General features: G+C 64.5%; 13 protein-coding genes. 3 read left to right on the top strand and 10 right to left on the bottom strand.

Features of this window, described 5'->3' with window-relative positions:
* Positions 1–102: 102 nt before the first annotated feature.
* Together FJ527_RS02840 and FJ527_RS02835 are read right to left on the bottom strand one after the other, a co-directional pair.
* Positions 103–1,185: an acyltransferase gene (locus FJ527_RS02840; protein ID WP_015314208.1), complete on the bottom strand. Its 1,083-nt coding sequence runs from the start codon at positions 1,183–1,185 to the stop codon at positions 103–105.
* 147 nt (positions 1,186–1,332) lie between these two features.
* Positions 1,333–3,240: a propionyl-CoA synthetase gene (locus FJ527_RS02835; RefSeq protein ID WP_140821592.1), complete on the bottom strand. Its 1,908-nt coding sequence runs from the start codon at positions 3,238–3,240 to the stop codon at positions 1,333–1,335.
* Positions 3,241–4,004: 764 nt separating this feature from the next.
* Between FJ527_RS02835 and FJ527_RS02830 the strand changes: the two genes are divergently transcribed.
* From FJ527_RS02830 to FJ527_RS02820, 3 genes are read left to right on the top strand one after another with little or no spacing between them, the layout of a single operon-like run.
* Entirely contained in the window at positions 4,005–4,307 is a 303-nt protein-coding gene (locus FJ527_RS02830; protein ID WP_015314206.1) for a PqqD family protein, read from the top strand.
* Positions 4,307–4,744: a lasso peptide biosynthesis B2 protein gene (locus FJ527_RS02825; protein ID WP_140614927.1), complete on the top strand. Its 438-nt coding sequence runs from the start codon at positions 4,307–4,309 to the stop codon at positions 4,742–4,744. Before FJ527_RS02830 ends, FJ527_RS02825 begins: the two co-directional genes overlap by 1 nt.
* Positions 4,741–5,727, top strand: a complete 987-nt coding sequence (locus tag FJ527_RS02820; protein WP_140821590.1) for a serine kinase — start codon at positions 4,741–4,743, stop codon at positions 5,725–5,727. The genes FJ527_RS02825 and FJ527_RS02820 overlap by 4 nt, the downstream gene beginning before the upstream one ends.
* An 8-nt stretch (positions 5,728–5,735) precedes the next feature.
* Here FJ527_RS02820 and FJ527_RS02815 read toward each other — a convergent pair whose 3' ends face one another.
* The 8 genes from FJ527_RS02815 to FJ527_RS02780 form a co-directional block, all read right to left on the bottom strand.
* The gene (locus tag FJ527_RS02815; RefSeq protein ID WP_246677671.1) at positions 5,736–6,776 is read right to left on the bottom strand and encodes a nucleotidyltransferase family protein; all 1,041 of its coding nucleotides are present in this window, start codon (positions 6,774–6,776) and stop codon (positions 5,736–5,738) included.
* A gap of 52 nt (positions 6,777–6,828) precedes the next feature.
* Complete coding sequence (dhaK, locus tag FJ527_RS02810) at positions 6,829–7,815, bottom strand: dihydroxyacetone kinase subunit DhaK (protein ID WP_140821588.1); 987 nt, start codon at positions 7,813–7,815, stop codon at positions 6,829–6,831.
* A gap of 38 nt (positions 7,816–7,853) precedes the next feature.
* Positions 7,854–8,276: a hypothetical protein gene (locus tag FJ527_RS02805; protein ID WP_015314201.1), complete on the bottom strand. Its 423-nt coding sequence runs from the start codon at positions 8,274–8,276 to the stop codon at positions 7,854–7,856.
* 11 nt (positions 8,277–8,287) lie between these two features.
* The gene (ptsP, locus tag FJ527_RS02800; protein ID WP_140821586.1) at positions 8,288–9,862 is read right to left on the bottom strand and encodes a phosphoenolpyruvate--protein phosphotransferase; all 1,575 of its coding nucleotides are present in this window, start codon (positions 9,860–9,862) and stop codon (positions 8,288–8,290) included.
* A gap of 41 nt (positions 9,863–9,903) precedes the next feature.
* A complete protein-coding gene (locus tag FJ527_RS02795) occupies positions 9,904–10,206 on the bottom strand; it encodes an HPr family phosphocarrier protein (RefSeq protein ID WP_140660521.1) in 303 nt (100 codons plus the stop codon).
* Between the two features lie 21 nt (positions 10,207–10,227).
* Positions 10,228–10,617 (bottom strand): dihydroxyacetone kinase phosphoryl donor subunit DhaM, encoded by a 390-nt coding sequence (gene dhaM, locus FJ527_RS02790; protein WP_015314198.1) that lies wholly within the window; start codon positions 10,615–10,617, stop codon positions 10,228–10,230.
* Positions 10,614–11,216, bottom strand: coding sequence for a dihydroxyacetone kinase subunit DhaL (dhaL, locus tag FJ527_RS02785; RefSeq protein ID WP_140821584.1), 603 nt, complete (start codon positions 11,214–11,216; stop codon positions 10,614–10,616). Before dhaL ends, dhaM begins: the two co-directional genes overlap by 4 nt.
* A 72-nt stretch (positions 11,217–11,288) precedes the next feature.
* Positions 11,289–12,932: a dihydroxyacetone kinase subunit DhaK gene (locus tag FJ527_RS02780; protein WP_140821582.1), complete on the bottom strand. Its 1,644-nt coding sequence runs from the start codon at positions 12,930–12,932 to the stop codon at positions 11,289–11,291.
* Between the last annotated feature and the right edge of the window lie 17 nt (positions 12,933–12,949).

Genomic DNA, 12,949 nt, shown 5'->3' with positions numbered 1-12,949 from the left:
AACCCGCGCAGCGGTTCTCATTCCGAATCGCGCAAAGTTTCGGCACCGTCCGGCCGCCGTTCATGCGGCCGGACATGAGGCGGAGCGGCGTATAGCTCGAGGCTATGCCGCCTTCAGCCGGTAACGGAAAAGCGTGTGGTCGAGCAGCAGCCGGATGCGCGGTTCGGCCTCGGTTGCCACCAGCCAGCTTGCCGCGATCATGGTCGCGCCGACCATTGCCATCGACAGGAGATAAGGCAGCCCGGAGCGCACCATGGCGCCGAGCATCGCCGCGCCGATGACGTCGTGGATCAGATAGAGCGGATAGGTCATCAGGCCGATCCGGCGCCAGCCGCTCCATCTGAGATCAAGCGTGAGCGACCACGCCATCAGCGCGATGGCCGCGAGGAAGATCAAGATTGGCGGCCCGTACGGCATCACGGCTCCGACTTTGATGCTATGGACGTCGACGGAGCTGGCGATCTGCAGCACCCCACCGCCGAGGAACAGCAGGCAGAAGCCAAGGCGAGACGCCGTCACCGCCTTGAACCGCATCAGCCAGATGAGCACGCCGACCGCGAAGAATGAGCCATGATGCACCAGCACGAGCTGCAGCCACCGCGTCTCGGCGAAGGCGGACCAGCCGAGCGGATAATAAAGGCACCAGAACAGCGTGCTGATCATGCCGATGACGATCGCAACCCTTTCCATCAGATGGAAACGGCCGAGCCGCAGCAGGATCCAGACGATGGCGTAGAAGGCGATTTCGATGCCGAGCGTCCAGTAGACGCTGTCCACCCAGGGACCATAAGGCGCGAACAGGCCGGTGCGCACGAGCCGAACCACCGCATCGGTCGGCCAGCTCAAGCCGATCAGCAGCAACAGCGCCGTGGTGATCGGGGCACAAATCCAGACCGCCGGCGCCAGCCTTTTGACCCTTGCCTCGAAAAACCGCAGCGGCGTCGAATTCTCGGCGCTGAAGGCAATGACGAAACCGCTGATGACGAAGAAGATCTCGACGCCTACCCAGCCGGACCCGACCCAGGCGCCGATCCCAGGCTGCGCCGGAACGCCACCAGTCGCTTGCGCCGAGATGCCGTCGGGATAGGCCCACACCCAGAAGCCGTAGTGATAGACCATGACCAGCACGGCGGCGAGAAACCGCAGGATGTCGATACCGCCAAAGGTTATTTTTTTCTGAGCCATGCGATCCAATCGAATGGCCCCCCGCGGAAACTGTAGGGCGGAATGTTGCATCGCACAATCTACGATTGCGCCCAGCGGTCATCACAAAGTTCGCCGCGTCGCAACATCGCGCAACGGTAGCTCCAGTCAGGTTCCCGGCAGTGCTCCTTACACGCCGATTCCGCGCTCCGTCAGGGCAGCGGTGATCTCATCGAGGATGGCGGGGTCGTCGATGGTTGCAGGCATCATCCACGCTTCCTTGTCGGCGATCTTCTGCATGGTGCCGCGCAGGATCTTGCCCGAGCGCGTCTTGGGCAGGCGCTTGATCGTCACCACGGTCTTGAAGGCGGCCACCGGGCCGATGCGCTCGCGCACCAGCGCGACGACCTCCTTCTCGATGGCGGCGCCGTCGCGCGCGACACCGGCGTTCAGCACCACGAAGCCGAGCGGAATCTGGCCCTTCATCGCATCGGCGATGCCGACGACGGCGCATTCGGCGACATCGGGATGGGCGGCCAGCACCTCTTCCATGGCGCCCGTCGACAATCGGTGGCCGGCAACGTTGATGATATCGTCGGTGCGGGCCATCACGTAGAGATACCCGTCCTCGTCGATCATGCCGGCATCCGCCGTCTTGTAGAAGCCGGGGAACTCATCGAGATAGGCCTGGCGGAAGCGGGCATCGGCGTTCCACAGGGTCGGCAGGCAGCCCGGGGGCAGCGGCAGCTTTACCACGACATTGCCGAGCGTGCCGCGCGGCACCTCATGGCCGGCATCGTCGAGCACGCGGATATCGTAGCCGGGCATCGGTACCCCGGGCGAGCCGTACTTCACCGGCAACAGGCCGAGCCCGGCGGGGTTGATCGTCATCGGCGATCCGGTCTCGGTCTGCCACCAATGATCGACAACCGGCACGTTCAGCTTCTGCTCCGCCCATTTGATGGTTTCGGGGTCGGCGCGTTCGCCGGCCAGGAACAGGGTGCGGAATTTCGACAGATCGTATTTCGGCACGAACTCGCCTTTGGGATCCTGCCCCTTGATGGCGCGGAAGGCAGTCGGCGCGGTGAACAACGCAACCACGCCATGTTCCGCGATAACGCGCCAGTAGGTGCCGGCGTCGGGCGTGCCGATCGGCTTGCCTTCGAACATGATGCTGGTGCAGCCATGCAGCAGCGGGCCGTAGACGATGTAGGAATGGCCGACCACCCAACCGACATCGGACGCCGCCCAGAACACTTCCCCGGGCTTCACGCCGAACTCGTTTTCCATCGTCCATTTCAGCGCGACCATGTGGCCGCCATTGTCCCGCACGATGCCCTTGGGCTGGCCCGTCGTGCCTGACGTGTAGATGATGTAGAGTGGGTCGGTGGCCAGCACCGGCACGCAGTCGACATTGGCGCCGGCTGCGCGCTCACGAGCGACGGCGTCGGCATAGTCGATGTCGAAATGGTCCTTCAAATCGCAGCGCAACTGGTCGCGCTGCAGGATCAGGCAGGCGTCCGGCTTGTGGCGGGATATCTCTATCGCCTTGTCGAGCAGCGGCTTGTAGGCGACGACGCGGCCGGGTTCCAGGCCGCAGGACGCCGAGATGATCAGCTTCGGCCTGGCGTCGTCGATGCGGGTGGCGAGCTCATGCGAGGCAAAACCACCGAAGACGACCGAATGCACGGCGCCGATGCGGGCGCAGGCGAGCATGGCGATGGCCGCTTCCGCCACCATCGGCATGTAGATGATGACGCGGTCACCCTTGCCGACGCCGCGGTTCTTTAACACCGAGGTCAGCGCCACCACCTCGCGCTTCAGTTCGGCATAGGTGAACTTTTTCACCGTGCCGGTGATGGCGCTGTCGTATATCAGCGCGATCTGGTCGGCCCGCCCGCCGGCGACATGCCGGTCAAGGGCATTGTAGCAGGTGTTGCAGGTCGCGCCGGTGAACCAGCGGCCGTAGACGCCGGCGGTGGCATCGAACACCCTGTTCCAGGGCGAATACCAGTCGATGGCGCCGGCCGCGTCGGCCCAGAATTTTTCCGGGTCGCGTTTCCAGCCGTCATAGATCTCGTGATAGCGTGAAGCCATCCGTACCCTCCCGGAAACCATTTGCCGTCTTTGCAAACAGCCTATGCTGTTTTTTCCGGCGCTGTCTTCCCTGATTTTCGTTTGAACCGGTCTTGTCCTGACCGGGATGCCCGCTGTCCGACGATATCGAGCGAGAGGATGTGAGCGCATGCGCCATCAATGGTCGATCGAGGCCAGGCTCGAGGAACCGTCCGACCTCCTACAGCCTGTCGGATCCTGTGAACACCGGCCGGCAAGCCGGCGGTGATCGTCGTGCTGGTGCAGCGCTTCAGCCAGGGCTTTTTTAAGGGTGCGATCGCCGCTTCATAGCGGTGACCGAACAACCCGCTGAACAATTCGTCGATTGCCGTCTAACAAGCCGGATTCGTTGGGCGAATGTCGACGGCGCTAGATCGGCAAGGCCACCAGCATGAGACCGACGCCGCCGAAGATCAAAATGGCTGTCGCCAGAGCTTTTCGATGACGTTCGAAAGTCGTCGGAGCTCGCTCCCAATTGTAACGCATACGCTATCTCCCCAAGACCCGAGGAGTTCTTACCTTATCTCAGGGAAGAAAAGCAACGGTGCCGCCGGTCAGCATGCTTGCCTGGCGCGCCTTTCCGGCGACTATTTCTGGGACGATTTTCGACTCTGGATGGATGTTGCGGCCTCACGAGAGTATGTCCGCAAAATAAAGCCACGCGAGCCATCCCGGCCGACCAATAGACAGCGCCCCACCACCGCGCTATCTCATTTCCGGGTTTTGCATGGCTTTTGGGGTTCGTTATGGAAATTGCCTCTGGAACGGTTCTGCGACTGGCGGACGATGCCTCGGTTCAGCATGTCGGCGACGGCGCGGTGGTGCTTTTGGCGCGCAGCGGCCAGCTTTATACCTGCAACGGGACGACCGAAGCCTTTCTCGACAAGGTGGATGGCGCGCGCAGCCTCGGCCAGATCGTCGGCCTGCTTTGCGAGGAGTTCGAAATCGACAAGGGCACGCTTGACGAGGACATGGCGGCGCTGGCCAGCGATCTGGTCTCGGAAGGCATTCTCGCTGCTCCAGGCTTGATGGCTGAAGGCACCGCTTGATGGTGGACGGTCCTCTCCTGCGCGCCTTGTTCCGCTGTCATCTCTGGGCAAGCGCGCGGCTGATGCCAATTCTCATTGCCAATCGCAGCTTCGAGGACGTGCTGAAATGGGCGCCGCTCGCCTCGCCGGCGCCCTATCGCGGCCTGCCTGCCCCCTACATTGTCGCCCGCGTCAACCGTGCCGTGCGTCATCCCTGGCTGATGCGTGACCGCAGATGCTTGCGGGAGGGCTTGCTCGGCCATCGCTTCCTGCGCCTTGCCGGTTTCGATCCGCAGCTGCGTTTCGGCGTCGATCCGAAGTCGCTGCAAGCGTCGCGGCTGGCGGCGCATTGCTGGGTGTGCCTGGACGGCAAGCCGGTGGTCAGTGACAGCCTTCCCGGCATGGTCGAGATCTACCGTCACCCCGCCACCGCCGCCACGAAGGTGCGTTCCGCTTGACCAGACCTTCAGTATTCTATGACCTCAATGGCCAGATCCTCGGCATATCGGCCGAGCGCCCCGGCCTGTGGCAGGATTTCGACGGGATGCTGGGCACCTTGCGTGTCACAGGTCCCGTCGAGCCGGATTTTCGTCTCGAGATCACAGAGGCGGACGTTCTGGACGAAGCGCCCAGCGGATCGCTCGTCTTCGAGGGCGAGATATCGGAGGACGGCTACTGCCGGATGATCGCGGATGGCGGCACGGTCCATCTCGTCTTTCCCGAACGCCAAGCCGTTGTCGTCAATGACGAGGAGGGTTGGGCCGAACTCCGGGTTCGCCCCGGTGCGAAGGCCGCCTGGACGCCATCGATGCTGGTGTTGGACGCAGCACTCGACGCAGGCGGCCAGCATATGCTGCACACGGCCGGGCTGACGCTGCCGGGCCGCGACGCCGTCGTGCTGGTCCATGCCCCGAGCGGCACCGGCAAGACCACCACATCGCTGGCCTTGGCAACGCAAGGATTCGGCCTGTGCTCCGACGACGCCATGATCCTGAATCTCGCTTCCCCCACGCCTGCCGCCTGGGGTTTGCCGCGCCATGTCAAGATCCATGAGAAGACCGCGCGGATGATCCCGCTTGTGGCGCCATGCCTCGGTCTGTCATGGGACCGCAATGGCGAACAGGCTGTTTCGCTGGAAAAGCTGAGTGGGATCATAAAAATCGAAAGTCCGACCGCCCGTCCGGTCGCAGCGCTCCTGCATCTTGCGCGATCCGGCGACGAAGAGACCCGGCTCGCGCCCATGGCCCGGACCGACGCGATGGTGGCGCTGGCGATGGACAATGTCCGCACCGGCGCGACCGGTCTGCTGCCGCTGCAGAAGCGCAGGTTGGCGGCGATCCGCGGACTGGTGTCGTCGGTGCCGACCTTTACCCTGGAAGTAGGCGTGCGTCCGGCCGATGCGGCGGCGCTGATAAGCGCTAGGTTGGCATCACTGGACTGACGATCCGCTCAAGCGGCGTATGGCCTGGCCTTGGCCAGCCGCTGGATCCAGCGAAAGGCATCGCGGCGTAGCCGCGAGCCGATCTTCTCCCGGGAATTGACCCTGAGCAGCGTGTTGGTCGTGATCAGCTTCTTGGCCAGTCGGATCGACAGGTCGGGCTTTATTCGCCCGGCGAGTGCCAGCGCATGCGGTTCGTCGAACAGCCGCCCGGTTACGTTGAGCACGATCGCAAGTTCGAGTTCGATGCCGGTCATGCGCGCGGCGTCGAGCAGGCGGGTTTCCGAAACCGGGGATTGCAGCGCCCTCACACCTTGCAGCACGTCGACGCAAAGCTGCAGACGGTGGAATTTGTGGCCGCCGGCGGCATGCACGATGGCGATTGTCAGAAGGGCGGCCGGCGTATCCGTCGCGTCGCCATCGATGATGCCAAGCTCGCGAAAACCCAGCGACAGGCGCCGCCGCATGCCGATGTCGTGCACAAGGTCGCCATGCAACTCGACCAGCAGGCTGGAATTCTCCTTTTCCAGCCATTTGAATTCCTGCAGCCGGTAGGATTCGGCCTCGTTGCTGGCAAGCTCGAAGCCGCATGCCGCAATCACCCGGTTTGCCCGCGCAAGGTTGGCGGGCTCGACCATGATGTCGATGTCGGTGAAAGGCCGGTCGGATACATTGCGATAGAGTTTTCGCGCGAAGACCGGCCCCTTGACGATCCGCGCCGGAATACCCTCCGCCGCCATTCCCTTCATGATGCGGTCGCCATGGTACTGAAGCAGCATCGACTGGCCGGTGGCGATCGTCGCCCTCTGGCGCAGGTCGTCGAGTTTGTCTCGCAAACCAGTATCCGACGGCAGGTGCGCATCGCCACCCTCCCCGAGCTTGCGCAGCATGATCGGGAGGACGCCGTGGAATTCGGCATTGTCGAGCAGGGCAGATAGGGCCTTCGCCGATAAATTGTCCCCGCCCGCCGCAGCCTCCGGATCGGCGAAGCGCAGCAGCAGTTTTTCTTCAGCTGGAGTAAGAGACGGCAGCATCGATGCGGACAAATCCATCGTTAAGTGGATTGTCCGGAATGGTTGCAGAAAAGGGCGGCTGAAGCCAGCCTTACACGCCCCAGCGCAGCGCGGCGGTGTGGACAGGTGCGTCCCACCATTCCGTCAGTTCGTCGTCGAGCAGGGTCAGCGTGATCGAGCAGCCGGCCATGTCGAGCGAGGTGACATAGGTGCCGACCAGCGACCGGGTAACCGTCACGCCATGTTGCTCGAAAATCCGGCGGGCGCTGTTGTACATCAGATAGAGCTCCATCAGCGGCGTGCCGCCGAAGCCGTTGACGAACAGCAGCGCGGGTCCTTTCGCCCTGTCGTCGAGATCGCCCAGGATCGCAGCGCAGATTTCTTCGACAATCGCATCGGCGCTTTTCAGCCTGTCGCGCCGGCGGCCGGGCTCGCCATGGATGCCGACGCCGAATTCCATCTCGCCTTCGCCGATGTCGAAGGTCGGTTTGCCGGCAGCCGGCACGGTGCCGCTGGTCAATGCCACGCCCATCGAGCGGGTGGCGTCGTTGACGCGGTCACCCAGCGCCTTCAACGCCGGCAACGCCACCCCGTGCTCGGCGGCGGCGCCAACGATCTTTTCCACCACCAGCGTGCCCGCCACGCCGCGCCGCCCGGTTGTGTAGGACGAATTCTCGACGGCGACGTCGTCATTGGTGACGACCTGCAGCACGCCATCGGACATCTCCGCCGCCATCTCGAAGTTCATCACGTCGCCTTCGTAGTTCTTGACGATGAACAGGCAGCCGGCGCCGGTGTCGACGGCTTGCGCGGCCGCCAGCATCTGATCCGGTGTCGGCGAGGTGAACACCTGGCCGGGACAGGCGGCGTCCAGCATGCCACGGCCGACAAAGCCGCCATGCAGCGGCTCGTGGCCGGAGCCGCCGCCGGAGATCAGCGCCACCTTGCCCGGCTTGAGCATCTTGCGGCGGATGAATTTGTGCTCCTCGCCAAGCACAAGGATGTCGGCATGGGCGGCCGCGAAACCGTCAAGGCTCTCGGTCAGTACCGTGTCCACCGAGTTCATGAATTTCTTCACGGCCGTCTCCTCCCGAAATAGCCAGCATCAAGGGTCGTTCAGCCGCTCTTGCCGGTGATGCTGGTGACCTTCTGGATGAATTCGTTGATCGCTCGGTCGAGCGCCGCATTCTGCTTGTCGTCGCCGAAATCCGGCACGATGAGCGAAACGTGCCTTGTCTTGCGCGCGCCCGCGGCGACCGAGATCTTCCCGGGATGTGCCTGGTGATAGGCGGCAAGAAACTGGTCCCGCTCGGCCTGGCTGAAATGGCAGACGGAAAAGATGGCCGGCAGATGTTTCGACGGAATGGGAATCGAGTAGCTCGGGCTCGAAATCTGCGTGACGAAGCTGCGGTGCTTGCCAAGCGCATCGGCGAGCCGCTGGCGCATGCCGGACGGCCGCTGGTCGATGACTTGCGACAGGATCGTCTTGTAGGCGCGGATCGCTTCTTCGGAACCGGGTTCGGGTTTGATGTCGGCCATGCCTGCCGTGCCTAGACCGGAACGTCGGCTATGGCCGCCTTGGCCATGGCGAGTTGCGCCGGCGCCACGGAAAGATCGCGCAGACCGGCTTCCAGCAGCGAGGGAATAGAGGCCGGGTCGCCGCCGGCATCGCCGCACAGGCTGACGGCAATCCCGGTCTCCCGTCCAAAGGCCGCGACCGAGGCGATCAGCCTCAACACCGCAGGATGGCGGACTGAATTCAGGTGTGCCACAGCGGCATTGTCGCGCGCGGCCGCCATCACATATTGCGTCAGATCGTTGGAACCGATCGACAGGAAGGCGACGCCGGTAAACGCCTCCGGCGCGATGGCCACCGAGGGCACTTCGACCATGATGCCGAGCGGCGGCATTTTTTGCGCGATGCCGCGCGCGGCAAGGGCTACCCGCTCCTCGGCGAACAGGGCGGCGGCGCTTTCATACTCTGCTGATGTGGCGATCATCGGAAACATGATTTTGAGATTGCCGTGTGGCGCGGCGCGCAGCAATGCCCTGATTTGAATCCGGAATATATCGGGCCTGGCCAGCGACAGCCTGATGCCGCGCAGGCCAAGGAATGGATTGCCTTCCTCGACGGTGAAGCCTGGCACCGGCTTGTCGCCGCCGGCATCGACGGTACGGATCGTCACCGGTTTTTCGCCGGCCCATTCCAGCACCTTGCGATAGGCACGATACTGCGTCTCCTCATCCGGTAGCGTCTTGCCGAACAGGAATTCGGTGCGCATCAGGCCGACACCGTCGCAGGTCGCGATGTCGATGGCATCGACATCCCTAGGGTCGGCGATGTTGACCTGTACGCGCACCGTCGTGCCGGTTTTTGTCACGGCCGGCCGCGCCAGAAAAGTCCGTGCCTTACCCTGGCCGGCGGTGAAGGAGGAGGATGACTGCCGGAACGAGCCGATCTCGGCGGGCGAGGGCGCCAGGACGATATTGCCGTGCTCCGCGTCGAGCAGTGCCATGTCGGCAACAGCGGCAAGCGGCTCGCGCAGGCCCACGACCATCGGCACGCCACGCGAGCGTGCCAGCATGGCGACATGGCTGGCGGTGCTGCCTGCCTTCAGCGCGATGCCGCCGCCATGGCTCCAGTCGGTTTCGAGAAAGCGCGTCGGCGCGATGTCCTCGCCATAGAGGATGGCGCCGGACGGCGCGGCTTGGTCACTGTCCTCGGTCAGGGCACGCAGCACCTGGTCCCTGATATCCCGAAGGTCCGTGGCGCGGGCGCGGAAATAATCCTGGTCCGAAGCCTCGTAGCCGGCGATCTCGGCATCGAGCGCCTGCCGCCAGGCCGTGTCGGCGGGTGTTCCGGAAGCGATCGATGAGAAGGCCGGCCCGCTCAGCGCGTCGTCTTCCAGCATGGCGATGTGGAATTCGAGTATGTCGGCGGCATCTTTCTCGGCGGTCCCGACCATGGCCACGAGCCGGTTCACCGCCTTGCCGATCGCGGCTTGCAGCGACGTCCTCTCCTCGACGGAGCTTGCCTTGCTAACGTAAACGCCTGCGGGCCGGCCGAGGTCGAACAGAGGTCCCTCGGCATAGCCGACCGAGGCAGGAACACCCTCAATGCGCATGGCACGCGTTCCCAGCGGGTGAGCGCAGGCGCGGATCGGCCTCAAGCCGAGCGGACATGGCCGGCGTCCTCGTCGAAATCGCGCTGCACCAGTTCGACCAGCGCGCGGATAGCATCATCGGCACCATCGCCGTTGGCCCTGATGTGCAGCACCGTGCCCTTCGGCGCCTTGGCCGCCATCACCTTGACGATGCTTTTTGCATCGAACCATGGGCCGTTGGCGGCGAGTGCAATCTCCACCTCGGCGGCAAAGCTCTTGGCCAGCTTGGTGAACTTCACCGAAGGACGCGCATGCAGGCCCACATCGTGCGTGATCAGGATGGTCGCTTCGGCGGTTGCGGACATGTGTTCAAAAATCCCGTTCGCTCACGACGGCGACAATTCGTGCGCCGTCGCCACCACTTCCCGGAGCGAGGCGCCGCCGGATGCCTCGGTCGCCGCCATCACCGCGCCCTCGACGATCGGCGCGTTGCAGACGATGATTTTGTGCGCACGCGGTTCGCCGATCAATTCCACCGCCATTTCCGAATTGGTCTCGGCGCCGCCGAGATCGACAAGAATGGCGACGCCGGCGTCCGACCAGGCCTTGTCAATGGCGCCCATGATCGCCTCGACATTGGTGCCGAGCCCGCCATGGCCGTTTCCGCCGCACCACGCAAGCGGCACCTCGTCGCCGACCATTTGGCGTACCATGTCGGCCGTGCCCTCCGCGACCAGCGGCGAATGCGAGACGATCACGATCCCGACATTGCTCATGCCTTGCCCCCAATGATTTGCGCCAGCGTGCGCACCAGCAGCGCGGTCGAGCGCGCGCCGGCATCCATATGGCCGATCGAGCGGTCTCCGAGGAACGAGGCGCGGCCGCGCAGTGCCTTCATAGGCACCGTCGCGTCGGCGGCAGCGTCGGCGACGTCGGCTATTTCAGCCGCCGTCCTTTCCCCGGCCAAGGCGTCATGCACCGGCCGCAGCACATCGAGCATGGTTTTTTGCCCTACCTGCGACTTGCCGCGCGCGGCCACCGCTTCGATCGCCTTGCGGAAGGCAGCCGTCAGATTGGCGCGGTCGGGTTCCGCCGAAATCTCCTTGCCGAGCGCCATGAACAGCGTGCCGAACAGCGGGCCGGAAGCGCCGCCCACCGTCATCACCAGCTTGGTGCCAATTGCCTTCAGGGCGTCCGGCAGCGGCTTCGCGGCGAACACGTCCGCCTCGGCCCGTACGGCGTCGAAGCCGCGCTTCATGTTCAGCCCGTGGTCGCCGTCGCCGATCGCCTGGTCGAGCGCCGTCAATTCCTCGGCGTGCGCGGCAATCGCATCCGCGGCGGCCGCGATTAGCCTCGAAAGGTCCAGCGCCGTCATGTCGCCCGAATTCCCGGTTTGCACCTTGCCGGCAGTAGCGAAAGAACGGTCGTTCGACAACTGGTGCATGCTTCAGGCCGTGACAAGCAGTGTGGCGGCGGCCGCGAACACCTCTGACACGGCATGAGCACCGGGATCGACCACGCCCTGCAATCCGGCACCGACATAGGCGGATCGCCCGGCTTTTGCCTTCTCCATGGCCGCGGTGGCTTCCGCACCGCGCCGGGCTGCCGCCGCCGCGTCGCCAAGGCCCTTGCCGTCGAGGGCCTTCAAGGCCGGTTCCAGCGCATCGATCATGGTGCGATCGCCGGGTTTGGCGCCACCGTAGAAGGTCATGCGTTCAAGCCCGGCGAGCAGGGCCTTGGGCACACCGGCGCCACCGTCCAAGGCCCGTCCCGCCGCCGTGAAAAAGATCGACAGCAGCACTCCGCTGGAGCCGCCCATCGATGCGCTCAATATGTCGCCCACTGCACCTAGGGTCGCCGCGGGGTCGGCAAGCGGCAGCGTGTCGAGCCGATCAAGAATGCTTCGTGCGCCGGTCGCCACCGTCGAGCCGGTGTCGCCGTCGCCCGCCTTGGCGTCCAGTCCGTTCAATGCCGCTTCGAGCGAAATCAGCTTCTCGCAGACCGTGACGATCAAGCGCCTGGTGCCGGCATCCTGGCTGGCCCTGTGTGCCGCGCATTGTCCGGCTGCTTTCGCTATCGGTACGACAGCGGGCGCAACGAGCGGCTTGGCCGGCATCCAGGCGTGCGGGCCGACTGGCGCCAGCAAGGCGGCCTCGCGTGCCGCATCGAGCCGGATCAGCGACAGCGAGAACCCGTTCATGTTGAGTGCCGTCATCAACGGTCCGGGGCCGATTGTGAACTTCACTGTCTTTGCCAGCGGTGAGGCAAGCACCGCATTGGCAACCAGCGACATTTCGAGCGGCGGCACGGAGCCGAGATTGTTGATCAGCAAGGCATGGCCGGCCTTCGCGTCGAGCCGCCCCGCGAGGCGCTCCGCCATGACAGCCACCAGCTTGTCGGCACTCTGCACCGCGATGCGCTCGACGCCCGGCTCACCGTGGATGCCGAGGCCGAGCTCGCCATCGTTTTCGCCAAACCTGTCCTCGTGCGGCTGGCCGGGAATGGAGCAGGACGACAACGACATTCCGAGCGAGATGATATCCTTTGCCGCCGCACGCGCGGCCGCCGCGACGGATACCAGGTCCTTGCCGGCTTCCGACAGATGGCCTGATATCTTGTGCACGAATAATGTGCCGGCAACGCCGCGCGGCTGGGTGATGTAGGGCAGCGCGATGTCGTCGGCGACGATCACCATCTCGACGGCAAAACCTTCGGCGCGCGCCTTCTCGGCAGCGAGGCCGAAATTGAGCCGGTCGCCGGTGTAGTTCTTGACGATCAGCAGGCAACCGGCCGGTCCGGCGACCGCGCGAATGGCCGCCAGCACCGCTTCGACGCTCGGCGAGGCGAAGATCTCGCCCGAAACCGCCGCCGTCAGCATGCCCTTGCCGACGAAGCCGGCATGCGACGGCTCGTGCCCGGCCCCGCCGCCGGAGACGACGGCAACCTTGGACTTGTCCCAATCGGCGCGCAGCACGACCTTGATCTCGGGATACCCGTCGAGGCGCGCGAGGTCGCCTGAGCCAATGGTGCGCAACAGGCCGTCCAGGGCCTCGGTGACGATCGTTTCCCTGCGGTTGAAAAAGTTCTTCATCGAATTCGTCCCGTATT

It is taken from the genome of Mesorhizobium sp. B2-4-18 (assembly GCF_006441385.1).
Taxonomy (GTDB): Bacteria; Pseudomonadota; Alphaproteobacteria; order Rhizobiales; family Rhizobiaceae; genus Mesorhizobium; species Mesorhizobium australicum.
The sequence above is the reverse complement of the archived record's forward strand: the minus strand, read 5'-3'. Positions and strand labels throughout refer to the sequence as shown.